General features: G+C 70.5%; 20 protein-coding genes. 12 read left to right on the top strand and 8 right to left on the bottom strand.

Annotation, left to right across the window (positions count from 1 at the left end):
- Positions 1 to 59: 59 nt before the first annotated feature.
- The 7 genes from nadC (at position 60) to OIU81_RS15355 (ending at position 4,640) form a co-directional block, all read left to right on the top strand.
- Positions 60 to 1,124, top strand: coding sequence for a carboxylating nicotinate-nucleotide diphosphorylase (gene nadC, locus OIU81_RS15385; RefSeq protein ID WP_329148067.1), 1,065 nt, complete (start codon positions 60 to 62; stop codon positions 1,122 to 1,124).
- 5 nt (positions 1,125 to 1,129) lie between these two features.
- Positions 1,130 to 1,927, top strand: coding sequence for a type III pantothenate kinase (locus tag OIU81_RS15380; protein ID WP_329148063.1), 798 nt, complete (start codon positions 1,130 to 1,132; stop codon positions 1,925 to 1,927).
- Positions 1,928 to 2,113: 186 nt separating this feature from the next.
- Positions 2,114 to 2,743, top strand: coding sequence for a hypothetical protein (locus OIU81_RS15375; RefSeq protein WP_329155172.1), 630 nt, complete (start codon positions 2,114 to 2,116; stop codon positions 2,741 to 2,743).
- A gap of 48 nt (positions 2,744 to 2,791) precedes the next feature.
- The gene (locus OIU81_RS15370; protein ID WP_329148062.1) at positions 2,792 to 2,968 is read left to right on the top strand and encodes a hypothetical protein; all 177 of its coding nucleotides are present in this window, start codon (positions 2,792 to 2,794) and stop codon (positions 2,966 to 2,968) included.
- A gap of 169 nt (positions 2,969 to 3,137) precedes the next feature.
- On the top strand, positions 3,138 to 3,617 hold the full coding sequence (locus tag OIU81_RS15365; protein ID WP_443074143.1) for a BlaI/MecI/CopY family transcriptional regulator: 480 nt from the start codon (positions 3,138 to 3,140) through the stop codon (positions 3,615 to 3,617).
- Between the two features lie 9 nt (positions 3,618 to 3,626).
- On the top strand, positions 3,627 to 4,145 hold the full coding sequence (locus OIU81_RS15360; protein WP_329148058.1) for an amino-acid N-acetyltransferase: 519 nt from the start codon (positions 3,627 to 3,629) through the stop codon (positions 4,143 to 4,145).
- A 156-nt stretch (positions 4,146 to 4,301) separates the two neighbouring features.
- The gene (locus tag OIU81_RS15355) at positions 4,302 to 4,640 is read left to right on the top strand and encodes a histone-like nucleoid-structuring protein Lsr2 (RefSeq protein WP_006604017.1); all 339 of its coding nucleotides are present in this window, start codon (positions 4,302 to 4,304) and stop codon (positions 4,638 to 4,640) included.
- Here OIU81_RS15355 and OIU81_RS15350 read toward each other — a convergent pair.
- Positions 4,571 to 5,185, bottom strand: coding sequence for an SCO3374 family protein (locus OIU81_RS15350; RefSeq protein ID WP_329155170.1), 615 nt, complete (start codon positions 5,183 to 5,185; stop codon positions 4,571 to 4,573). The two genes, OIU81_RS15355 and OIU81_RS15350, sit on opposite strands and share 70 nt — an antisense overlap.
- 564 nt (positions 5,186 to 5,749) lie before the next feature.
- Here OIU81_RS15350 and OIU81_RS15345 point away from each other — a divergent pair.
- Complete coding sequence (locus OIU81_RS15345) at positions 5,750 to 8,275, top strand: ATP-dependent Clp protease ATP-binding subunit (protein ID WP_329148056.1); 2,526 nt, start codon at positions 5,750 to 5,752, stop codon at positions 8,273 to 8,275.
- Positions 8,276 to 8,374: 99 nt separating this feature from the next.
- Here the strand turns inward: OIU81_RS15345 and OIU81_RS15340 are convergent, their stop codons facing one another.
- Positions 8,375 to 11,611 carry an NACHT domain-containing protein gene (locus tag OIU81_RS15340; RefSeq protein WP_329148054.1) on the bottom strand — a complete coding sequence of 1,079 codons (3,237 nt, stop codon included), beginning with the start codon at positions 11,609 to 11,611 and terminating at the stop codon, positions 8,375 to 8,377.
- Between the two features lie 628 nt (positions 11,612 to 12,239).
- Between OIU81_RS15340 and OIU81_RS15335 the strand changes: the two genes are divergently transcribed.
- Complete coding sequence (locus tag OIU81_RS15335; protein ID WP_329148052.1) at positions 12,240 to 12,911, top strand: M23 family metallopeptidase; 672 nt, start codon at positions 12,240 to 12,242, stop codon at positions 12,909 to 12,911.
- On the opposite strand, the gene OIU81_RS15330 is transcribed toward OIU81_RS15335, so the two are convergent.
- Positions 12,893 to 13,504 (bottom strand): TetR/AcrR family transcriptional regulator, encoded by a 612-nt coding sequence (locus OIU81_RS15330; protein ID WP_329148050.1) that lies wholly within the window; start codon positions 13,502 to 13,504, stop codon positions 12,893 to 12,895. The two genes, OIU81_RS15335 and OIU81_RS15330, sit on opposite strands and share 19 nt — an antisense overlap.
- A 141-nt stretch (positions 13,505 to 13,645) precedes the next feature.
- On the opposite strand from OIU81_RS15330, the gene OIU81_RS15325 reads away from it, so the two are divergent.
- Positions 13,646 to 15,286 (top strand): MDR family MFS transporter, encoded by a 1,641-nt coding sequence (locus tag OIU81_RS15325; protein ID WP_329148048.1) that lies wholly within the window; start codon positions 13,646 to 13,648, stop codon positions 15,284 to 15,286.
- Positions 15,287 to 15,426: 140 nt separating this feature from the next.
- On the opposite strand, the gene cseC is transcribed toward OIU81_RS15325, so the two are convergent.
- The 5 genes from cseC to OIU81_RS15300 all read right to left on the bottom strand — a co-directional run bounded on the left by cseC (position 15,427) and on the right by OIU81_RS15300 (position 20,260).
- Positions 15,427 to 16,731 carry a two-component system sensor histidine kinase CseC gene (gene cseC / locus OIU81_RS15320; RefSeq protein ID WP_329148046.1) on the bottom strand — a complete coding sequence of 435 codons (1,305 nt, stop codon included), beginning with the start codon at positions 16,729 to 16,731 and terminating at the stop codon, positions 15,427 to 15,429.
- A gap of 8 nt (positions 16,732 to 16,739) precedes the next feature.
- Positions 16,740 to 17,450 carry a two-component system response regulator CseB gene (gene cseB, locus OIU81_RS15315; protein WP_329148043.1) on the bottom strand — a complete coding sequence of 237 codons (711 nt, stop codon included), beginning with the start codon at positions 17,448 to 17,450 and terminating at the stop codon, positions 16,740 to 16,742.
- 9 nt (positions 17,451 to 17,459) lie between these two features.
- The gene (locus OIU81_RS15310; RefSeq protein WP_329331139.1) at positions 17,460 to 18,053 is read right to left on the bottom strand and encodes a hypothetical protein; all 594 of its coding nucleotides are present in this window, start codon (positions 18,051 to 18,053) and stop codon (positions 17,460 to 17,462) included.
- Between the two features lie 253 nt (positions 18,054 to 18,306).
- A complete protein-coding gene (locus OIU81_RS15305) occupies positions 18,307 to 18,918 on the bottom strand; it encodes a SigE family RNA polymerase sigma factor (RefSeq protein WP_388087667.1) in 612 nt (203 codons plus the stop codon).
- 382 nt (positions 18,919 to 19,300) lie between these two features.
- Entirely contained in the window at positions 19,301 to 20,260 is a 960-nt protein-coding gene (locus OIU81_RS15300; protein WP_329148037.1) for an A/G-specific adenine glycosylase, read from the bottom strand.
- A gap of 192 nt (positions 20,261 to 20,452) precedes the next feature.
- Here OIU81_RS15300 and OIU81_RS15295 point away from each other — a divergent pair, with 192 nt between their 5' ends.
- Entirely contained in the window at positions 20,453 to 20,971 is a 519-nt protein-coding gene (locus OIU81_RS15295) for a pyridoxamine 5'-phosphate oxidase family protein (RefSeq protein ID WP_329148036.1), read from the top strand.
- 251 nt (positions 20,972 to 21,222) lie between these two features.
- On the top strand, positions 21,223 to 22,023 hold the full coding sequence (locus OIU81_RS15290; RefSeq protein WP_329148034.1) for a hypothetical protein: 801 nt from the start codon (positions 21,223 to 21,225) through the stop codon (positions 22,021 to 22,023).
- Positions 22,024 to 22,109: the final 86 nt, after the last annotated feature.

Below are 22,109 nucleotides of genomic sequence, written 5' to 3'. Positions count from 1 at the left end.
GACCGCAACGACAGACCCCCGGGGTACCCCACCCCCCTCCCCGAATACGGAGCCACCCCGTGAGCAGCACCCGCGACGACCTCCCCCTCCTTCAGATCGGCGGGCCCACCGGCGACACCCCCGGCGGTGGCTGCGGCGACGCCTGCGGCTGCGGCGGCGACGACGGCTCGTATGAACTCGACCCGCTGAGCTGCGGCCTGGATCCCGATCTGGCCGCGCTCCTGGTGGCCGCCGGGCTCGACCCCGTGCAGGTCGAGGACATCGCCCACCTCGCCCTCGAGGAGGACCTCGACCAGGGCGTGGACGTCACGACCGTGGCGACCGTCCCCGAAGACGCCGTCGCCACCGGCGACTTCACCGCCCGTGAGGCCGGTACGGTCGCCGGGCTGCGGATCGCCGAGGCGGTGCTGTCCATGGTGTGCACCGCCGAGTTCGCCGTCGAGCGGCACGTCGAGGACGGCGACCGGGTCGAGGCCGGCACCCCGCTGCTGAGCGTCACCACCCGCACCCGCGATCTGCTCACCGCCGAGCGCAGCGCGCTGAACCTCCTGTGCCGCCTGTCGGGCATCGCGACCACGACCCGGCGCTGGGCGGACGCGCTGGAGGGGACCAAGGCCAAGGTCCGCGACACCCGCAAGACGACGCCGGGGCTGCGCGCCCTGGAGAAGTTCGCGGTGCGCTGCGGCGGCGGCGTCAACCACCGGATGTCGCTGTCGGACGCGGCGCTGATCAAGGACAACCACGTGGTCGCGGCCGGTGGCGTGGCCGCGGCCTTCCAGGCCGTACGGACCGAGTTCCCCGGGGTGCCCATCGAGGTGGAGGTCGACCGCCTCGACCAGATCCCGCCGATCCTCGCCCAGGGCGCCGACCTGATCCTGCTGGACAACTTCACGCCGGAGCAGACCCGCGAGGCCGTCGAGCTGGTCGCCGGCCGCGCCATGCTGGAGTCGTCGGGCCGGCTGACGCTCGACAACGCCCGGCCCTACGCCGAGACCGGCGTCGACTACCTCGCGGTGGGGGCGCTCACGCACTCCTCCCCGATCCTCGACATCGGCCTCGACCTGCGCGAGGACGCGGACCACGCGGCGCTCGCCCCGGACACCGCCGCGCGCGAGGACGGCTGACCACCATGCTGTTGACCATCGACGTGGGCAACACCCACTCCGTCCTCGGCCTGTTCGACGGCGAGGAGATCGTCGAGCACTGGCGGATCTCCACCGACGCCCGCCGCACCGCCGACGAGCTCGCCGTCCTGCTCCAGGGCCTGATGGGGATGCATCCGCTGCTCGGCGACGACCTGGGCGACGGCATCGAGGGCATCTCGATCTGCTCCACGGTGCCCTCCGTGCTCCACGAGCTGCGCGAGGTCACCCGCCGCTACTACGGCGACGTCCCGGCCGTCCTGGTGGAGCCGGGCGTCAAGACCGGCGTGCCGATCCTCATGGACAACCCCAAGGAGGTCGGCGCCGACCGGATCATCAACGCCCTGGCGGCCGTCGAGCTCTACGGCGGTCCCGCGGTGGTCGTCGACTTCGGCACGGCCACCACCTTCGACGCGGTCAGCGCGCGCGGTGAGTACGTCGGCGGCGTGATCGCGCCGGGCATCGAGATCTCCGTCGACGCGCTGGGCGTCAAGGGCGCCCAGCTCCGCAAGATCGAACTGGCCCGGCCGCGCAGCGTCATCGGCAAGAACACCGTCGAGGCCATGCAGTCCGGCATCCTCTACGGCTTCGCGGGCCAGGTCGACGGTGTGGTGCAGCGAATGGCACGGGAGCTGGCCGACGACCCGGAGGAGGTGACCGTGATCGCCACCGGCGGGCTGGCCCCGATGGTGCTCGGTGAGTCGTCGGTGATCGACGCGCACGAGCCGTGGCTCACCCTCATCGGTCTGCGGCTGGTCTACGAGCGCAATATCGCCCGCTCGTAATCGCTCGCTCGTAGGGGAGCGGCGCCCGTCCGCCGCGGGTCCCCGGCCGGTCCTCGCCGGCCGGCGGTACGCCGAGCGCCCGGTGGCGCGGCTCGCTGCCGCGCCACCGTTCACGAATTAAGCGGCTTTTGTCGAAATCGGTCGTAAAGTCGCCATATGCCAATGCCAAACGGAACCCGCGGCGGCATGGCGTTCAGCGCCGATGAGTTGCGTGTGCTCCGTCGCGCCCTCGCCCATGCCCTTGAGTCGACGTCCCACCCCGCCCCGCTCCAGGCCCCCGTGCCCGAGTGGTCACAGGACATCCAGGAATATCTCCGGCTGGCCGAGGCGGTGGACGAGGCGGTCCGCGAAAGCGGCCGGCTGCGCGCCTTCCTCCTCGCCGACCTCGCCCGATACCGCGAAGCCCTGCCCGGCTCGGCGGTCGGCTACCTCGCGCAGCTGACCGAGGCGCTGGCCGCGGGGCACGTCCCCGGGCCCGACGACCTCGCCGCCCTGCGCGACCTGAGCGCCCGGCCGGCCACGATGGCCGAATGCGAACGCCGCAAAGCCCTGCTGCGGCACTGCGAGCAGCTGGCCGAGCACTCCGTACGGGCCCGGCTGCGCGCGCTCCCGGGCGGCCGCTCGGCGGCCCTCGACGGGCGGGAGCGCGAGCCCGACCGGGAGCCGAAACCGGACCGCAAACCGGAACGCAAACCGGAACCCGCCCCGTCGCCGCAGCCGAAGACGCCCCGTCCGGACCGGCCGATCCCCACGCCGGGCGAGGTCTTCCCGCCCCGCCGGAAGCCGGCCCCGCCCCCCGAGAGCCGTACCGCCTGAGCGCTGCGTACTCTCGAAGGGTCACATTCCTGAAGGAGGCCGAACGGCATGGATTACGTCGCAGCGCTGCTCCCGCCCGTAGTGATGGCCGTGGCCTTCACCGCTCTGATCGTGACCATGGTCAAGAGCCAGGGCGGGGCGAACAAGTCCAAGGAGGACGCCGCCGTGGACGCCGTGCTGGCCCGCGCCGAGTCCGCCCAGGAGCCCCGGGGGCACGGCGCCTGAGCCCCCGCCGCCATTCGGCGGCCCGCACGCACGGTACGACCCGGGAAACACCGTCCCGGGTCGTACTCCTTTTTCCGGCACAAACGCCACGAGATCAACGGGCATTCACGACATCTCCCACTATTCTTCTTGTGTGCCGAGACGCTTGGGTGATCTGGAAGACGCGGTCATGACGCGGGTCTGGGAGTGGAACCGCCCGGTCACCGTTCGCGAAGTCCTGGAAGATCTGCAGAAGGAACGGTCGATCGCCTACACCACGGTCATGACCGTATTGGACAACCTCCACCAGAAGGGCTGGGTGCGCCGCGAAGCAGAAGGCCGCGCCTATCGATATGAGGCGGTCTCCACTCGCGCCGCCTACGCGGCCGCACTGATGAACGAGGCATGGTCCGCCAGTGACAACCCCGGGGCCGCCCTTGTGGCCTTCTTCGGCATGATGTCGCCGGAACAGCGCCAGGCCTTGCGCGATGCCGTGCGGATGGTGGAAGTCGACGAGCCGGCGGAAGGCGCGGAACAACAGGCACAACAGGCACAAGAGGCCGCGCCGGCGGAAGTGGACCGCGCGCAAGCGGCACCGCAAGCAGCCGGGGAAGCCGGATCCGCCGAAGGGGATGAACCCGGGGCGAACGCCACCGGCAAGGGGCGATAGCGTCCCCGCATGCCTCCGCATTCAAAAGGCCTCACCGTGCGCCGCGCCAGGACCAGCGATGTTCCGGCCGTGCGCCGCCTCATCGACGCCTACTCACGTGACGGGATCCTGCTCGACAAAGCCACCGTCACGCTTTACGAGGACATCCAGGAGTTCTGGGTCGCCGAGCGCGACGAAGACGCCGAGGTCGTGGGCTGCGGGGCGCTCCACGTCATGTGGGAAGACCTGGCGGAGGTCCGCACGCTGGCCGTGGATCCGCGGCTCAAGGGGTCGGGAGTCGGCCATCAGGTCCTGGACAAGCTGGTGCGCACCGCGAGCTGGCTGGGAGTGCGGCGCATTTTCTGTCTCACCTTCGAAGTCGACTTCTTCACCAAGCACGGCTTCGTGGAGATCGGCGATGCCCCGGTAGACGGTGATGTCTACAGTGAGCTGCTGCGTTCCTATGACGAGGGCGTTGCGGAGTTCCTGGGCCTCGAACGAGTGAAGCCGAACACCCTGGGTAACAGCCGGATGCTTCTGCACCTGTGAGGAGTGTTCTATGTCCGAATCGCTCCCCTATCTCATGGGTACGGAAGCATGCGTTCCCCGGTCTGTGGGCAAGTGAACCCTACCCAAGGGTTTGTGTTTTTCCCGGAAAAGCGGTTTGCTTTCCGTCGTAATCCGCATTCGATGAAAGGGAAACCGGTGGCACAGAAGGTTCAGGTTCTTCTTGTCGACGACCTCAACGGTGGCGAGGCGGACGAGACGGTGACGTTCGCTCTCGACGGCAAGTCCTACGAGATCGACCTCTCCGACAGCAACGCCCAGAAGCTTCGCGAGTCGCTTGCCGACTTCGTGAAGGCGGGTCGCCGTACCGGTGGCCGCGCTTCTTCCGGTCGTGGCAAGTCCCGTGCGGCGGCTTCCGGCGGCAGCCAGGACACCGCGAAGATCCGCGCGTGGGCGAAGGAGAACGGCTACAACGTCAATGACCGTGGCCGGGTCCCCGCCGACATTCGCGAGGCATTTGAGAAGGCCAACGGCTGATCGCCGTACGCGCGGTCCGATTGGGCATTACCAGCACGCACCAACCGGGCACGGTGGCACTCGGTGGCCGCTGCGCTCACGAGCCGTACGAGGTCGGGGGCGCCTCCGACGTCCCTGATTCCTGCTCCCGGCCCCGTGGTGGGCAGGGAATTCTCCGCCTCGTACCCGGGTCGGGGAGGTCGCACCCACCCCGCGGCCTCCCTCGAACCGAATCCGTATGACAGTGCTGGGCCGGTGGGGAACGCCGGTGCGGGCATCCGGTCTCCGGTCCCACGCGCCGTAAGATCCGGCGCGAGCGCACCCCACTCCAGCCATTCCAGGATTCCCGGGAGTTCCTCGGCGCCGCCGGCTGCGATGAAGATGAGCAATTTCGGCCGATTACCCGGCCGATTCCCGTCGCGTCCGGTCCGAAGCAGTGCCACCGGGCCGGTACACGGCAGCCGGCGGAGTACGGCGTACCCCGCATCGGCGGGCATCTCCAGGAGATCGAAGCGCAGCCCCGCCAGCAGTTCCACCGGATCCCCTCCGGTGGTCGGCCAGCCCATTTCCTCCTCGTACCACCGTCGGACGGTGGCGAGGGGGCTGCGGGGGCGCGGAAGCACGCGGGCCATGCCCGGTGCAACTGCCGAAATGCCAGGAAGTTACGCTGTGTAGAGGTATGGATACGTTCCGTTTCCACCTGAGGCGTGCGGAGGGGTGTGCGGTGGCGTGCGGATGTTCGCCCGTAGCGGATGGAAGCGGCTCACGCCGCATGGAGTGTCCGTGGCAGCGGGTAAGACAGTCTCAGTGGGAAGAGACCGTGTGACCGGCGCCCGAGGCGATACGCCCCGGCCGGTGGCCGGCGGCGGACGGCGTGTCGGCACCCGGCGCGTTCGCCACGGGCGTAGTGGCAGAGGGCGTATATGCCTGGCCTGCGGGAACATCGTCTCGCACCATCGAGTTGGAGCAGATGTCAGCTGTTCGGCAGTAAATTTCCCCGCCGGAGCGGGGGTGATCCGGACGGGTGTCGGCAGTTGGAATGAGCTGTCCCGCCCCGCGGGACTAGCATGCGGAAGGACAGGGAGGGGACCGACCCCTAACTGCCTGACCGCTCTGAGGAGCGATTAACGATGTTCGAGAGGTTCACCGACCGCGCGCGGCGGGTTGTCGTCCTGGCTCAGGAAGAAGCCCGGATGCTCAACCACAACTACATCGGCACCGAGCACATTCTCCTGGGCCTGATCCATGAGGGTGAGGGTGTCGCCGCTAAGGCCCTGGAGAGCCTCGGGATTTCGCTCGAGGCGGTCCGCCAGCAGGTGGAGGAGATCATCGGGCAGGGCCAGCAGGCCCCGTCCGGGCACATTCCCTTCACCCCCCGTGCCAAGAAGGTCCTGGAGCTGTCGCTCCGCGAGGCCCTCCAGCTCGGCCACAATTACATCGGTACGGAGCACATCCTGCTCGGCCTGATCCGCGAGGGCGAGGGCGTCGCCGCCCAGGTCCTGGTGAAGCTGGGCGCCGATCTGAACCGGGTGCGGCAGCAGGTCATCCAGCTGCTCTCCGGATACCAGGGCAAGGAGGCCGCCACGGCCGGCGGCCCCGCCGAGGGCACGCCCTCGACCTCCCTCGTCCTGGACCAGTTCGGCCGCAACCTGACGCAGGCCGCTCGCGAGACCAAGCTCGACCCGGTCATCGGGCGCGAGAAGGAAATCGAGCGGGTCATGCAGGTGCTGTCCCGCCGTACCAAGAACAACCCGGTCCTCATCGGCGAGCCCGGCGTCGGCAAGACGGCGGTCGTCGAGGGCCTGGCGCAGGCCATCGTCAAGGGCGAGGTGCCCGAGACCCTCAAGGACAAGCACCTCTACACCCTCGACCTCGGTGCCCTGGTCGCCGGCTCCCGCTACCGCGGTGACTTCGAGGAGCGCCTGAAGAAGGTCCTCAAGGAGATCCGCACCCGCGGCGACATCATCCTGTTCATCGACGAGCTCCACACCCTGGTGGGTGCGGGCGCCGCCGAGGGCGCGATCGACGCCGCGAGCATCCTCAAGCCCATGCTGGCGCGAGGCGAGCTGCAGACCATCGGTGCCACCACGCTCGACGAGTACCGCAAGCACCTGGAGAAGGACGCGGCCCTGGAGCGCCGCTTCCAGCCGATCCAGGTCGCGGAGCCGTCGCTGCCGCACACCATCGAGATCCTCAAGGGTCTGCGGGACCGTTACGAAGCGCACCACCGCGTGTCCATCACGGACTCCGCGCTGGTCGCCGCCGCGACGCTCGCCGACCGCTACATCTCCGACCGCTTCCTGCCGGACAAGGCGATCGACCTGATCGACGAGGCCGGCTCCCGGATGCGCATCCGCCGGATGACCGCGCCGCCGGACCTGCGCGAATTCGACGAGAAGATCGCCGATGTGCGCCGGGAGAAGGAGTCCGCGATCGACTCGCAGGACTTCGAGATGGCCGCGGGCCTGCGCGACAAGGAGAAGCAGCTCCTGGCCGCGAAGGCAAAGCGGGAGAAGGAGTGGAAGGCCGGCGACATGGATGTCGTCGCCGAGGTGGACGAGGAGCTGATCGCCGAGGTTCTGGCGACGGCCACCGGTATCCCGGTCTTCAAGCTCACCGAGGAGGAGTCCTCCCGGCTGCTGCGGATGGAAGACGAGCTGCACAAGCGCGTCATCGGCCAGAAGGACGCCATCAAGGCGCTCTCCCAGGCCATCCGCCGTACCCGCGCCGGCCTGAAGGACCCCAAGCGTCCCGGCGGCTCGTTCATCTTCGCCGGTCCGTCCGGTGTCGGTAAGACCGAGCTGTCCAAGACGCTCGCGGAGTTCCTCTTCGGCGACGAGGACGCGCTGATCTCCCTCGACATGTCGGAGTTCAGCGAGAAGCACACGGTCTCGCGGCTGTTCGGTTCGCCTCCCGGCTACGTCGGCTACGAAGAGGGCGGCCAGCTCACCGAGAAGGTGCGCCGCAAGCCGTTCTCCGTCGTGCTCTTCGACGAGGTCGAGAAGGCCCACCCGGACATCTTCAACTCGCTGCTGCAGATCCTGGAGGACGGTCGCCTGACCGACTCCCAGGGCCGGGTCGTGGACTTCAAGAACACGGTCATCATCATGACGACCAACCTCGGCACCCGGGACATCTCCAAGGGCTTCAACCTCGGCTTCGCGGCCCAGGGCGACAGCAAGTCCAGCTACGAGCGGATGAAGAACAAGGTCAACGAAGAGCTCAAGCAGCACTTCCGCCCCGAGTTCCTCAACCGTGTGGACGACACCGTCGTCTTCCACCAGCTGACCGAGGAAGACATCATCCAGATCGTCGACCTCATGATCGCCAAGGTGGACGAGCGGCTCAAGGACCGCGACATGGGCATCGAGCTCAGCAGCGAGGCCAAGTCGCTTCTGGCCAAGCGCGGGTACGACCCGGTGCTCGGCGCCCGTCCGCTGCGCCGCACGATCCAGCGCGAGATCGAGGACGCCCTCTCGGAGAAGATCCTCTTCAGCGAGCTGCGTCCGGGCCACATCGTGGTCGTCGACGTCGAGGGCGAGGGTGAGACCGCCAAGTTCACCTTCCGCGGCGAGGAGAAGTCCGCACTGCCGGACGCCCCGCCGATCGAGTCCGCGACCGGCGGCTCGGGCCCCAACCTGAGCAAGGACGCGTAAGGCACCGCGCGCCGCGCGTACCTCTCGCACGGGAACTGCCCCGGAACCGTTTCGCACGGGTCCGGGGCAGTTTTGTGTGGGGCGGGTTACCCGGGCTGCCTAGGCGCGAGGGCGGGGGTAGCGGGTGAGGGTGACGTGCGGCGGGAGGACGAGGGTGGGCTCCGGGCGGAGGTAGGAGAGGGTGAGCTCCTGGAGGTCGGGCAGGTCCGTCAGTGGGGGGAGAGCGATCGGGGCGTCGATCGTTCCGTAGAGCTGGATCTTCCGGACGCGAGGAAAGGCCGGGAGAGCCGATGCCAGTGCATGGCTCAGATCGGCGGCGGGGCGCCGTTCAGGGTTGACGAGACTCAGGGTCTCCACCCGGGGCAGCTGGAGGCCGGGGGGAATGCGCAGGGCGGCGCCTTCTTCGGCCAGGCCGAAGGAGAACTCCTTCAGCGCGGGGAGCAGGGCGAGCGCACGCCATTGGTCCTCGGCGAAGTCGCTGCTGATGCGGTGCAGCCAGAGGCTTTCCAGGCGCGGCCAGGAGGTCACGCGGGTGAAGCCGGAACCGATCGGGTGGCCGAGCGACAGGCTGGTCAGCGGGGCGCGGGCGGGGAGCGCGGCCAGCTCGTCGGGGAGCTCGGCGAAAATCAGCAAGTGCCGTGTGTGGCACAGCGCGTCGAGCCCTTGGGGAACCGTGGTGCCGGCCGGCCCGGAGATGCTCAGCGTGTGCAGCGGCAGATCCCTGAGGGGAGCGAGGCTCTCCACCGAGGGGCAGTTGCGGAGCAGTAGTGACTCGAGTGCGGGGAACTCCCGGAGGAACGCCAAGTCGGTGAGCGCGGGATTGTCGGAGAGTGCCAGGTGGGTGAGGCGGTCGCCGTTCAGCGAGGCGACGAGTTCATGGCCGCTGAACGGGCCGGAGACCTCGGTGCGGGGCCGGCCTCCCAGGGTCTTCAGGGCGCGCAGTTCCGGGGTGGTGCCGACACAGACGGTGGTCGTGGGGGAGAGGTGCCGGACGACCTCGTCCGCATAGCATTCGGTGTCGAAATGGCTCCAGGAGTGGCCGAGTTGGGACCGGGCTCCCACAGCGGTGTGATGACGGAAGCCCTTCATGACCTCCAGCGCCGCGTCCGTGCCGATGAGCGCGGCGGTGGCCACGACCTCCTGGGCCTCGTCGCCCGCCAGTCCCTCCGGGCCCGGTAGCAGTTCCAGGACCAGCGGTCCCACCGCGGCGAGCAGTTGCGACTCCTCTCGGGTGCGTGGCGGCAGGATCGCCCCGGCGCGCGTGTGCACCTCCGCCCGTACCCGCGGGTCCAGCTCCGTGGCGTGTTCCAGGCAGGCCATCGCGAGCAGATGGATGCGCAGGCGGGCGGCGTCGTCCTGGAGGTGGTCGCCCCGGGCCAGCAACTCCGTGAGGATCTCCGCCCGTTCCCGCGGCCGGGCATGGGCCACGGCCATCCGGATCACGTCCTCCCACTGGGAGTCCCCCGCATGCGCCACCAGCAGCCCGATGTCCCCGTCCTCGACGGCTGCCTTGGCGCCGAGGTAATCCTGGAAGGTCCGGTGGACGAAGTCGACCGAGCCGGGGGCCGGTTCGCGGAGCAGGCCGCTGCGCAGCAGCAGATGGCGGAAAACCGCCGCTGCGTCGCCCTGCCCGGCCGCGGCGGGTACGGCCGGCAGCGCCTCGCCGACGAGCCGCTCCGCCCGCTCCCGGTCGAGTTCGGTACGCCCGTTGCGGATCAGCCAGTAGGCGAGCCGCTGGAGGAGTTGGATCTGCGGCTCCTCGCTCAGCTCGATGCCCGTGGGGGCGCCCATGTCGCGTTCGCGGTCGCGGCGGGAGAGCAGCATGCCCAGGGCCGCGTCGTACAGCTCCTTGCGGCCGGTGGGCAGATAGCCGCGGCGGTCGCGGTGCAGGGCGCAGATCAGGCCGCACATGAGGGGGTTGGTGGCGAGCCGGGCGAGGTCCTGCTTGGTGTGGACGGCGCAGAGCAGGGACTGCTCGTAGGCGTCGAGGCGTTCGGGGTCGTCGGCGTCGCAGCGGGCCGCGGTGTGCCAGCGGCCGATGAAGGCGGCGACCTCGGTGCGGCTCATGGGGGAGAGCGTCAGCTCGCCGAAGCCGTCGGAGGCGAGCCAGTCGTCGCGTACGGCGGAGGGGCGGGAGGTGACCATCCACAGGTTGCCGGGGAAGGCGTCGAGCAGGTCGCGCAGCCAGCGGCGGGTCAGCTCGCGCTCCCGCTCGGGGATCTCGTCGAGGCCGTCGACCAGGAGGAGCGCCCGACCGGAGGCCAGTACGCGGTCCGCCCAGCCGGCCGGCTGCGATCCGGAGACCGGGCAGCCGACGGCTTCGAGGAAGCGGCCGGGGGCGGGCAGGGCGGCGCCCTCGCGGGTGAGGGTGCGCAGGGGGAGGACGAAGGGGATGCGGCCGTAGAGGTGGGGGAGGGCCGTTTCGCCCGGAGCCTTGGTGCAGGAGACGGCCAGCCACTGGACGAGGGTGCTCTTGCCGGAGCCGGCGACGCCGCGCAGCAGGACCCGGTCGCGGCCGGCCAGGGCCTGGTCTGCGGGGACGGGGAGGGGGACGACCGGGCAGGTACGGGGGCCGCCCTCCTCGTCCCAGGGGGCGCCGGCGGTGACCTCGCGGGCCGGGGCCGCCGTCGCCTCCAGGCTCATGTACGCCGCATCGAGCGGCCACCGGTCCGGCGAGTGGGCGAGGTCGATCCCGTAGATGGTGAGCCGGCCATGCTTGCGGGCGACGTACGTCAGATAGTCGCGCTCGAACGCGGCGTCCGCGGCCCGCGGGGACGGGTGCCATGCGAGGAACTCGTCGATGCGCGTGATCAGACTGTCCAGACTCCGGCTCTGCTGGACCAGGGTGCGGGCCACGAAGGCCGACCGCTGGGTGAAGAAGTGCACGATGTGCAGGCAGGCCGTGCCGAGCAGGGTGCCGTGCAGCAGCGCGCCGTCCCGGGAGAGGCCGCGGACGGCCTGCGGGCTCGCCGCCTCCAGGCGTTCGGCGAGGGCGGTGGCGCCCAGGCGGACGGCCTGGACGTCGTCCAGGTCGAGGTCGCCGAGGCCGTGCAGCGTGGTGGCCAGCGCATCGGCCACCGCCCGCTCCTCGTCCGCGGCCACGGGGCGCTCGCCGGGCCCGGCGGTCCGTACGGCCCGGGCCACCAGCTCCGCCGCGATCTTGTGCAGGTCCTGGTCGGACAGGGTCCGCTGCTCGCCCTGGAAGCTGACCAGCCCGGAGATCCGTACCGGTTTCGCCACCAGGCCGGCGCCCGGCCCCTCCTTGACGAAGAGCTTCCTGACGAGGGGTGCGACCACGCCGGAGGCGAGTCGGACACCCAGTGCTGACGGGTCCATCGTGCGATCCGCCCTCCCCCGTGGCCGGTGCTGTCGTCCGGCCAGGCTAGAGCGGCCGTCGGTGCGGCGGGTGGGGTTCGGCCAGGCGCCCGCGCGGGATGGCGGCACGGCGCGGAAAGCTGTGGCGCCGGTCACGGAATTCGCCCCCGTATTGCCGGACGAATTGCTTTCCGGCGGGCCGCGAGTAACCCGCGTCACAGCATTCCGAGTAGCCCAGGTCACAGCGAAAAGGTATTTGATCTTGCCTGTCGGTGACATGGCGCACAGGCGATTTTGGCCCTACTAAAGATATTAGGGGAGGCCGGGGGCGGCGGTTCGGGGGTTTCGGGGGGCGCGGGTGCGGGGTGAGGGCGAGGTAAGGGCCGGGCTGGGGGGCGCCCGTGCAATGAAGGGGTAAAGGACCTGTTCAGACAGGCTCCGCAAGACATCGACCGCATCCGAGATGTCCTAATTTGGCGGTTTCGTGCGGTGTTCGGGCGCGGGGTCAAGGGCCGGATTTGACCGGCCTTTGATACGGGCTCGGTTAGTAGGAAGGCCCCTTGGCGGGGCGGCGCAGGCGGGTTACCAAGGAATGGCAACCCCGGTCCGCAGCCGGGAAGCCAATCAATTCTCTGGAGGGAAAACCCGCATGTCCAAGTTCACCGCTCTCCGCAATTCGAAGAAGTCCGCGCTGCGCAATCGCGCCGCCGTCGTGGCCGCCGGTATCGGCGTGACCGCCGCGCTGGGTGCCGGTATCGCCACCGCCGCCGACGCGGGTCTGCAGCACCTCGCCTCGGGTGTCGGTTCCACCGTCACCGCGCAGGCCGACGCGCAGGTCAAGTCCGTCGCCGACGCCAAGGCCACCGCGGCCAAGGCGAAGAAGGACGCGGCCAAGAAGGCCGACGCCTGGGTCAAGCCGGTCGCCAAGTACACCCTGGGCGAGCCCTTCGGCATCGCCGGCAGCCACTGGTCGCACAAGCACAGTGGTCAGGACTTCGTCGTGCCGACCGGCACCCAGGTCAAGGCCGTCCACAAGGGCACCGTCGTCAAGGCCGGCCCCTGGGGCGGCGGCGACGGCCCGGCGTACGGCAACGCCATCGTGATCCAGCACGAGAACGGCATGTACACCCAGTACGCCCACCTGTCACAGATCCAGGTGCAGGTCGGCCAGCAGGTCGGCACCGGCCAGAACATCGGCCTGTCCGGCAGCACGGGTAACTCCACCGGCCCCCACCTGCACTTCGAGGTCCGCACCGGCCCCAACTACGGGTCGGGCATCGAGCCGACCGGATTCCTGCGGGCTCACGGCGACGCCGTCTGAGCTGAGTCCGGCCGGGCTGGCCGGCGGCTCGGCGGGTTTGCCGCCGTGACCAGTTCTGTGGCGACCTCGAGGATGGCCTTGCGCTTCTCCTCGGGGTCGCCCTCCACGTGCTGCATCGCGAACATGCCCGCGTGCATCGAGAACAGCGCCGTGACGCAGCGCACCTGATCCGCCAGCTCCGACTCGGGCTCCTTCAGGAGGTCGCAGAGCGTCAGCATCCGCTCCTTGAAGCGCTCGCCGATGCTCAGCTCGCGCACCGCGGCCTGGTTCTCCTGCATGAAACGGAAGAGGGGTTCGGCCGACCGCAGCGCCTCGCTGTAGCGGCGGATGATCTCCTGCTTGGTCTCCAGGGTGCGCGGCTGTTCCCCGGCCCAGGCCACCAGGTCGTCGATGGGCCTGGTCAGGTCCTGGAACAGGCTGATGACGATGTCTTCCTTGGTCTTGAAGTGGTAGTACAGCGCCGCCTTCGTGACCTCCAGCTTTTCCGCGATCTCGCGCAGCGAGGTCTTCTCGTAGCCGTGTTCGGAGAACAGCTCCAGAGCGACGTCCTGAATGCGCTGGTGGGTGTTCCCCCTGCGCCCTTGTGTGCTCATGGTGCTCTCCTGCGTCGTCGGTACTGGTCAGAGGGCTGCCCGGTCGGGCCGGAGAGAAACTTACTTGACGCCCGGCAAGTTGGCCGCCTACCTTCTTCACTGTACTGAACTAGCCGGGCGGCAAGTAAGTGGGAGTGAGTAATGGGGAAGTCGCGCTCTGCGACCCCGACGGGGGACGGACGGATACCGGCGTCGACGGGAAGACCGGACGCCGCACAGCACACGGGGGACAAGCAGCCGGCCAGCGTGCGGGTGGTGCTCTTCGCGCTGATGATCGCGATGTTGCTCGCGATGCTGGACAACATGATCGTCGGCACCGCGATGCCGACGATCGTCGGTGAACTGGGCGGGATGGACCACCTGTCCTGGGTGGTGACCGCGTACACGCTCGCGACCGCGGCCTCGACGCCGATCTGGGGCAAGCTCGGCGACATGTACGGACGCAAGGGCGTCTTCCTGTCGTCGATCGTGCTCTTCCTGATCGGCTCCGCGCTGTCCGGCATGGCGCAGGACATGGGGCAGCTGATCGGCTTCCGCGCGGTGCAGGGTCTGGGCGCGGGCGGTCTGATGGTCGGCGTCATGGCGATCATCGGCGAGCTGATTCCGCCGCGGGAGCGCGGCAAGTACCAGGGCATGATGGCCGGTGTCATGGCCGTCGCGATGATCGGCGGACCGCTGGTCGGCGGCAGCATCACCGACCACCTCGGCTGGCGCTGGAGCTTCTACATCAACCTGCCGCTCGGTGCGATCGCGCTGGTCATGGTGACCGCGGTGCTGCATCTGCCGAAGAAGCGGTCGCAGACCCGGATCGACTACGCCGGCGCCGCGCTGCTCACCCTGGGCATCACCTCGCTGGTGCTGATCACCACCTGGGGCGGCACCGAGTACGACTGGCTGTCCGGCCAGATCATCGGCCTCGGGGCGCTCGGCGTCGTGGCGCTCGCCCTCTTCGTGGTGGTGGAGCGCAAGGTCGGCGAGCCGGTGCTGCCGCTGCACATCTTCCGTAACGGCAACTTCGCGCTGGTCACCCTGATCGGCTTCCTGGTCGGCTTCGTGATGTTCGGGTCGATGACGTTCCTGCCGCTGTTCCAGCAGACCGTGCAGAACGCCTCGGCCACCAACTCCGGTCTGCTGCTGCTGCCGATGCTGCTCGCGATGATGGCCGTGTCGCTGTTCGCCGGGCGGGTGACCACCCGGACCGGCAAGTACAAGATCTTCGTCGTGGTCGGCGGCGGCCTGATCACCGCGGGCCTGGCGCTGCTGTCCCTGATGGACACCGGCACCACCCGCTTCACGTCGGGTCTCTACATGGCGGTGCTCGGCGCCGGTATGGGCTTCCTGATGCAGACCACGATGCTGATCGCGCAGAACAGCGTCGAGATGAAGGACCTGGGCGTCGGCTCGTCCTCCGCGACCCTCTTCCGCACGATCGGCGGCTCCTTCGGCGTCGCGATCTTCGGTGCGATCTTCACCCACCAGGTGCAGACCACGATGGCCGAGCGGATCGGCGCGGCCGGCGCGAAGATGACCGGCGGCGGGGCCCAGATGGACCCGAAGGGGCTGGCCAAGCTCCCGCCGGCGATCAAGGACGCGTACGACCACGCGGTGGCCACCGGCACCCACCACGTCTTCCTGTGGGGCGCGGTGATCAGCATTGTGGGCTTCGCCGCGGCCTGGTTCCTCAAGGAGGTGCCGCTGCGCGGCGCCCCGACACCGACTGCCGAGAGCCCGGAGGGTGGGGACGCTCCGGTGGACCGGATGGCGATGGCGGAGACCGTCTGACCCGGTCCCAGTTCTCGGCCACAGCGGCCCCGGCAGAAGTCTGCCGGGGGCCGCTGTGCTGGTTCCGGGCCGGGCCGTGCAGGGCGCGGGACGCCGTGGACCGCCGGGCCCGGGGCCCGGCAAGACCGGCGCCGCCTTCGTCAGCGGTCGGGAAGCTGGATGACGGGGAAGCTGCCCGTGTTGGTGGGCGCGTTCTCCGGGAGCCAGAGGACGGAGACGGCGCCGGTCGAGCCGTCGGTGAGCTCATCGGCGTTGCGGAAGGTGAGGCGGGCGCCCAGGACGCGGGCCTGGCCGGCCGCGATGGTCAGGCCCAGGCCGTGGCCGCGGCCGGCCCGGTCGCTGCTGCCGGTGCGGAAGCGGCTCGGGCCCTCCCGCAGCAGCGCCTCGGGGAAGCCCGCACCGTGGTCGCGGACCCGCAGGACCCGGCCCTCGACGGTGACCTCGATCGGCGGCCGGCCGTGCCGGGCGGCATTGGCGATGAGGTTGCCGAGGATCCGCTCCAGGCGGCGCGGGTCGGTGGTGACGTCGGCATCCCGCGCGATCTCGACGATGATGCCGGGGTCGAGGGCGTGCACCCGGCGGGAGACGAATTCGCCGAGCACCACGTCCTGCAGCTCGGCGCGCTCCGCATGGCCGTCCAGCCGGGCCACTTCCAGGACGTCCTCGACGAGGGTGCGCAGCGCCTGCGCCCGGTCGCGGACCAGCTCGGAGGGGCGGCCGGGCGGCAGCAGCTCGGCGGCGGTCAGCAGCCCGGTGACGGGGGTGCGCAGCTCGTGCGCGATATCGGCGGTGACCCGCCGCTCGGCCTCGATGCGCTCCTGGAGGGCGTCGGACATGGCGTCCACGGCCCAGGCCAGATCGTCGGTCTCATCGCGCACCCGCCCGCTGCCGACCTCGTCGCGGATACGGACCGAGGTGTCGCCGTCGGCGAGCTTCCCGGCGGCCGCGGCGGCCTTCCGCAGCCGCTGCGAGAGCCGTCCGCCGACGAGGACGCCCAGCGCACATCCGCCGACCACCACCGCGGTCGAGCCGATGACCAGCGCCTGGTCCAGGTCGTCCAGGACGGTGAAGCGGTTGGGGGACCGCTTGTGGACGGAGAGCACCCGGCCGTTGCCGAGCGGGGCGGCGGCCCACACGTCGGGGGCGGCCTCCCCGGTGTCGTCGAGGTAGGTGGCGCGCTTGTCCTTGGCGACCTCGTCCCGCAGCGGCTCCGGCAGCTCCGGATCGTTGATCTTGGCGCCGAACTGCAGCCGGTTGGTCGACTCGAAGATCCGCTGAGTCAGGTCGAGCAGCTCGATCTGATCATCGCGGCTGCTGTCGAGCATGGAGTGCCGGGCGGCGTTGTGCACGACAAGGCTCAGCGCGATCGCGACCAGCGCTCCCACGAGCGCGATCGCGGCACTGAGCTTCCATCTCAGCCCCGTCCGCAGGGCCAGCCTGACCACCGGCGGTGTCAGCCTCTCAGCTTGTATCCGAAGCCGCGGACCGTCTCGATCCGGTCCTGGCCGATCTTGCCGCGCAACCGCTGGACATGGACGTCCACGACCCGGGTGTCACCGCCCCAGCCGTAGTCCCAGACCCGCTCCAGCAGCCGGTCGCGCGAGAGGACGGTACCCGGTGCGTGGGAGAACTCCAGCAGCAGCCGCATCTCGGTCGGCGTCAGCGCGACGTTCTCGCCGCCTTTGCGGACCTCCATGCCCTCGGTGTCGACCTCCAGATCGCCGAAGCGCAGCAGCGTCTCGGCGGGGTCGTCCGCCTCCGTGCGGACGGCCGCGGCGCCGTCCGGGCCGCTGGCGTGGCCGAAGCGGCGCAGCACGGCGCGGATCCGGGCGACCAGCACCGCGCCGTCGAACGGCTTGGTGACGTAGTCGTCGGCGCCGGCCTCCAGGCCGAGCACCACGTCGATGGAGTCGGCGCGCGCCGACAGCATGATCACGGGGACCGTCGACTCATCGCGGATCCGCCGGCACAGGCTGACACCGTCCAGCCCCGGCACCATCACATCGAGCAGCGCGATGTCCGGGCGGTTGGCGCGGAACGCCTCCAGGCCCGCGAGCCCGTCGGGCATCGCGGTGACCGCGAAGCCGTCCCGCTCCAGTGCGAGCTGGGTGGCTTCGCGGATGACGTCGTCGTCCTCGACGAAGAGCACGTGAGTCTCGGCCATGCGGTTGTCTCAACCCTCCGATTCCGTGCCGTCGTCCGGCGTGGCCTTGTTGTAGTCCGTGTGGGAGCTGGTGTGCTCGGTGAAGCGGCCGTTCTTCCAGCGGTAGCTGGTCACGTCCTCTCCGGAAGGGCAGCACACCTTGTCACGGGCGGCGTAGGTCTGTCGGGAGACCTCCAGCTCGCCCTTGTTGATCCCCGCGTACACCGACGGCTGTTCATTGGCGTACACCTCGTCGTACCCGCCCTTCGCGCCACCGTGCTTGCGGTAGACGTAGGAGCCGATGCCGACGGAGTCCGCGCAGGTCATGACGTTGACGATGATATCGGGGGACGAGCTGCCGGTCAGGGACGCATAGGTCACCTCGACCGGGTACGCGTCGGCGGCGCACGGCTTGTAGAGGGTCTTCTTCACATACGCGCCGACCTTGGGGTCACCCCGCAGCAGCTGGATCGCGTTGACCTTCTTGCCCTTGGGGGCCGAGGTCGGGGTGGGGGTGGTGTTCACCGCACCCTTGGGAGCGGGGGTGGTGCCGGCCGACCCCTCGGTGCGCACGCCCTCGCCGCCGGGATTGCATCCGGCCAGCAAAAGGCCGACGGCGGCCACTCCTGCCGTGGCCGCGCCGCCTTTGGTCAACCCCGTTCTGGTCAACCTGTTCCTGGACAATCCGCTCCCGCTCACCGTGCTGCTCGCACAGCTGCTGTTCCCGCTGCTGTTCCTGATGTGATTGTCGCGCGTACAGCTGGGAGCCGTAAGGCACCCGCCGATGTGTCCGCTTTGTTTGATAACGCCATGATGGTGCGTGTACGCCGCGCCGTGCGGTGCGTCGTGCGGTGCGTCACGGGCCGTGCGCCGCCGGTCAGGCCGCGCACCGCTCCTGCCCCCGCCCCCGCTCGCCGCGCTCCAGCATCCGGGCATCGATGTCACGCATCTGCAGCTCCTGGCGCAGCCGCGCCAGGGCGCGGTGCAGGGTGCTCTTCACGGTACCCGTGGACATGCCGAGCGCCGCCGCGGTCTCCTCCGTGCTCATCTGCTCCCAGTGTCGCAGCACGACGACGCTGCGCTGCTTGGGCGCCAGCACCCCGAGGATGTCCATCAGCAGGGCGCGGTCGGCGCGCTGCTCGGCGCCGTCGTCCACGCTCGCGTCCGGAAGCTGCTCGGTGGGCACCTCCTCCAGCTTGCGCGCCCGCCACCACTCGGTCCGCGTGTTGATCATGACGCGGCGGAGGTAGGCGTCGGCCAGCGACTTGTCCGCGATGCCGTCCCAGCGGCCGTAGGTGCGCACCAGTGCCGTCTGCAGGAGGTCCTGGGCGTCGACCGGGTCGGGTACCAGACGCCGGGCGCTCCGCAGCAGTGCCTCCTGCCGCGTCCGCACGTACTCTTCGAAGTCCAGTACCTTGCCGCCGCTGGTCGCCATATCGACGCCTCCGATCCGCTTTCGATTCCCCACGTTGACCGTGCTGGCGGTCATCTCCAGCACGTGAGGGAGACGCTACGGAGGGGGTGTTGCGGCGTAGTGTGCGTCGGCACCACAGCGGATGCACGGAAAACCCTCGGTTGTGTAACAGCCCGCGAGGGGTCATACCTCGGACGGAGCGCGGGTTCCCGGGCGTCATACTCCGGGGGGAGAAGCGCCCCGCCGGAAGGTCTAGGGGCTGTGACGGCGCGGCAACCGGCCCGCGAGAGGGCCTTCTTCAGGGCACATTCCAGCGCTTTTCGGTCATCGCGCCCGGAAAGATCCGGGCAATGCACCCTGAAAGATGAGACGAAGTCAGATTCGGTTGCCCGGAAACGCGAGACGCGGCCGCCGAAGCGGCCGCGCCCCTGTGCATCTTTGAACGGTGACCGCCGGGCTACGTCAGTGGCAGCCGGTAGCGGCCACCGCCGAGCGGCTCCACCAGACCGTCCGAGACCAGCCCGTCGAGTGCCCGGGCCCGCTGCACCGGCTCGTCCCACACCGCGTCCAGCACCTGCTGCGGCACCGGTGTGACCGCCTCGCGCAGCACGGCGAGCAGCTTGCCGCGCACCTGCCGGTCGGTACCGGCGTACGTCTGGATGCGCCGCGGCGGACCGTCGTGTGCCGGAGACCCGGCCTGCCGCCAGGCGCACTGCGCCGCGATCGGGCAGCGGCCGCACTCCGGCGAGCGCGCCGTGCACAACAGCGCACCCAGCTCCATCGTGGCCGCCGCCCAGCGCGCCGCCAGCTGCTCGTCCTCGGGCAGCAGGGCGCGGGCGAGCTTGCGCTCCGCCGCGGTGGTGGCGTTCGGCGGGAACTGACGGCCGGCCACCGCGCGGGCGAACACCCGGCGCACATTGGTGTCCAGCACCGCGTGCCGCTGCCCGTAGGCGAAGGAGGCGACCGCCGCGGCGGTGTACTCGCCGACGCCGGGCAGCGCCAGCAGCTGGGCGTGCTCGCGCGGCACGTCACCGCCGTGCCGCTCCTGTATGGCGGAGGCGGCGGCGTGCAGACGCAGGGCGCGGCGCGGGTAGCCGAGGCGGCCCCAGGCGCGCACCGCTTCGCCCGGCGCCTCGGCGGCCAGGTCGGCGGGGCGCGGCCAGCGGGCCAGCCACTGCTCGTAGACCGGCAGCACTCTGCTGACCGGGGTCTGCTGCAGCATGAACTCGCTCACCATCACACCCCAGGCGCCCGCCTCGGGGCGGCGCCAGGGCAGATCGCGGGCGTGCTCGTCGAACCAGTCGGTGACCGGGCCGTGCAGCGCGGTCCCGTCGGCGGCTCCCGCGGCCGCGTCGGCGGCGGGGGCGGTCTCGGCGGCGGCGGTCGTGGCAGTGGTGGTGACAGGCGTCGAAGTCATGGCACTGCCGATCCTGGCACGTCGGGGGGCGCCCGGGAAACGCGCCGGGCCCGCCCCGCCGCGCGTCCACCCGCGCGCAGGACGGCCGGGGGTGCACGGGTGGCGGTTACCGGCGGTATGCGGTAGCCGGTGCTGCGCCCGGGGCGGGGGCCCGGCGCGCGCCGGCCGGTCCCGCCGGGCGAGGATGCGGTCATGGCGGAAAAGACCGGTGCGGAAATCACAAACGGTACGGGCGGGTCGGCCTGCCCGGAGGCGATCCGGCGGGCGCTCGGCGCGCACACGACGATGACGCTGGCGTACACGGATGAGGACGGGCCGCAGGCCTGCGCGGTGCTCTACGCGGCCGACGCGGCGGGCGGCGGGGCGGCCGGCGCCGGGCCGGTGCTCTATTTCGTCACCGCGACCACCACGCGCCACGGCCGGGCGCTGGCTGCCCCCGGCGCCCGGGCCGCGTTCACGGCGCAGCGGGACGGCCAGGAGTGGAGCGGGCTGACCGGGCTTCAGGGCCGGGGCCGCTGCCGCGTCCTGGCCGGCGCCGAGCGGGCCGCGGGCCGGCAGGTCTATCTCGCGCGCTTCCCCTTCGTCGCCGGGAGCGAGCGGCTGCGCGGCGCCCTGGAGCGGACCTCGCTGTGGGAGCTGCGCCCCGACTGGCTGCGGCTGATCGACAACGGTCAGGGCTTCGGGCACAAGGAGGAGTGGTCGCGGGGGTGAGGCCGGGTGCCCGGGACGTGGGGGGTGAGGCCGGGCGCCCCGCGCCTCCCGGCCCGGTTTCCCTCCGGGGTGGCCCCGCGCCCGGGCGTTCATGATCAACTGCCGTACGGGACCGGCCCCAACGGGGCATCGCGCCCATTCGGGAGGTAACCGCGGCCGGGCTGCCGTCTCCGGGCCGATGATGAGAAAAGTTGCACCGGATGCGGCGGGTACTGGCCAGTGCGGCTGCCGATCTCTCGTAGAGTTTCCGCGTGGGATCACTGCGCAATCCGATCGGGCCGCTTCCCTCCTCCATCTACTGGCGGCGGAGGGCCGTTGCGCTGGCCACCGTCGTCCTGCTCGCCCTTCTGGTGGTGTGGGCCCTCAACTTGGGCCGGGGTGGCGGCGGGAGCGGCGACGAGGGCAAGGGGCCGCACGGACAGGGACCCGCGACGTCCATCACCCCCGGCCCCTCCGGCAGTGGCCCCGCGATCAGCGAAAAACCGGGCGGACGCGGGGAGTCGGGCAGCGGCGGCTCGGGCTCCGGCGGCTCCGGTTCGGCGGGTGGCGAGGACGACGCCTCCGGTGGCGGTGCCGGCTCCGGCGGCTCCGGTGGCGGGCCGATCGGCCAGGGCTCCGGCGCGAATGCCGTCGAGGCGGGCACCTCCCTCCCCAACTGTGTCGCCGACAAGGCCGAGTTGGTCCTGCGCAGCGTCAAGCACTCCTACCCGCCGGGCACCGAGCCGAAGTTCGAGCTGACGGTCAAGAACGCGGCCGGTACGGCCTGCAAGGTGGACCTCGGGAAGAAGGCCGCGGTGCTCACCATCACCGACAGCGCGGGCGACGACCGCGTGTGGGCCTCGAACGACTGCCCGTCGGGCACCGCGCCCGCGCTGCTGAAGGTGCCGGCCAAGGGTGCGGTACAGCGCACCGTCGTCTGGGACCGGCGGGCCAGCGGTCCGCAGTGTGCGACGCCGAGTTCGGCCATGGTGCCGTCCGGCACCTACCGGATCGAGGCCGAGGTCCCGGGGCTGGACCCGGCCCATACGTCATTCGTGCTGGCCAAGGGCTGACGGCCCGGACGGTCGCCGGCACGGGCGGGCCCGCCGGAATGATCCGGGAGCCCGCCCTCCGCTTGTTTCGCCCAGAGTGATTCCGC

This window comes from Streptomyces sp. NBC_01454, assembly GCF_036227565.1.
GTDB lineage: Bacteria > Actinomycetota > Actinomycetes > Streptomycetales > Streptomycetaceae > Streptomyces.
This window is presented reverse-complemented; position numbering and strand designations above follow the sequence as displayed.

Excerpts from the sequence above, each read along its gene's own strand:
- OIU81_RS15350 (WP_329155170.1), bottom strand. The coding sequence starts at position 5,185 with ATGGGCTGGCCGACCACCGGAGGGGATCCGGTGGAACTGCTGGCGGGG.
- OIU81_RS15300 (WP_329148037.1), bottom strand. The coding sequence starts at position 20,260 with ATGACTTCGACGCCTGTCACCACCACTGCCACGACCGCCGCCGCCGAG.
- OIU81_RS15330 (WP_329148050.1), bottom strand. The coding sequence starts at position 13,504 with ATGAGCACACAAGGGCGCAGGGGGAACACCCACCAGCGCATTCAGGAC.
- OIU81_RS15335 (WP_329148052.1), top strand. The coding sequence starts at position 12,240 with ATGTCCAAGTTCACCGCTCTCCGCAATTCGAAGAAGTCCGCGCTGCGC.
- OIU81_RS15325 (WP_329148048.1), top strand. The coding sequence starts at position 13,646 with ATGGGGAAGTCGCGCTCTGCGACCCCGACGGGGGACGGACGGATACCG.
- OIU81_RS15360 (WP_329148058.1), top strand. The coding sequence starts at position 3,627 with ATGCCTCCGCATTCAAAAGGCCTCACCGTGCGCCGCGCCAGGACCAGC.
- OIU81_RS15375 (WP_329155172.1), top strand. The coding sequence starts at position 2,114 with ATGGCGTTCAGCGCCGATGAGTTGCGTGTGCTCCGTCGCGCCCTCGCC.
- OIU81_RS15380 (WP_329148063.1), top strand. The coding sequence starts at position 1,130 with ATGCTGTTGACCATCGACGTGGGCAACACCCACTCCGTCCTCGGCCTG.
- OIU81_RS15305 (WP_388087667.1), bottom strand. The coding sequence starts at position 18,918 with ATGACCGCCAGCACGGTCAACGTGGGGAATCGAAAGCGGATCGGAGGC.
- OIU81_RS15365 (WP_443074143.1), top strand. The coding sequence starts at position 3,138 with ATGACGCGGGTCTGGGAGTGGAACCGCCCGGTCACCGTTCGCGAAGTC.
- OIU81_RS15340 (WP_329148054.1), bottom strand. The coding sequence starts at position 11,611 with ATGGACCCGTCAGCACTGGGTGTCCGACTCGCCTCCGGCGTGGTCGCA.
- OIU81_RS15345 (WP_329148056.1), top strand. The coding sequence starts at position 5,750 with ATGTTCGAGAGGTTCACCGACCGCGCGCGGCGGGTTGTCGTCCTGGCT.
- OIU81_RS15370 (WP_329148062.1), top strand. The coding sequence starts at position 2,792 with ATGGATTACGTCGCAGCGCTGCTCCCGCCCGTAGTGATGGCCGTGGCC.
- cseB (WP_329148043.1), bottom strand. The coding sequence starts at position 17,450 with ATGGCCGAGACTCACGTGCTCTTCGTCGAGGACGACGACGTCATCCGC.
- OIU81_RS15295 (WP_329148036.1), top strand. The coding sequence starts at position 20,453 with ATGGCGGAAAAGACCGGTGCGGAAATCACAAACGGTACGGGCGGGTCG.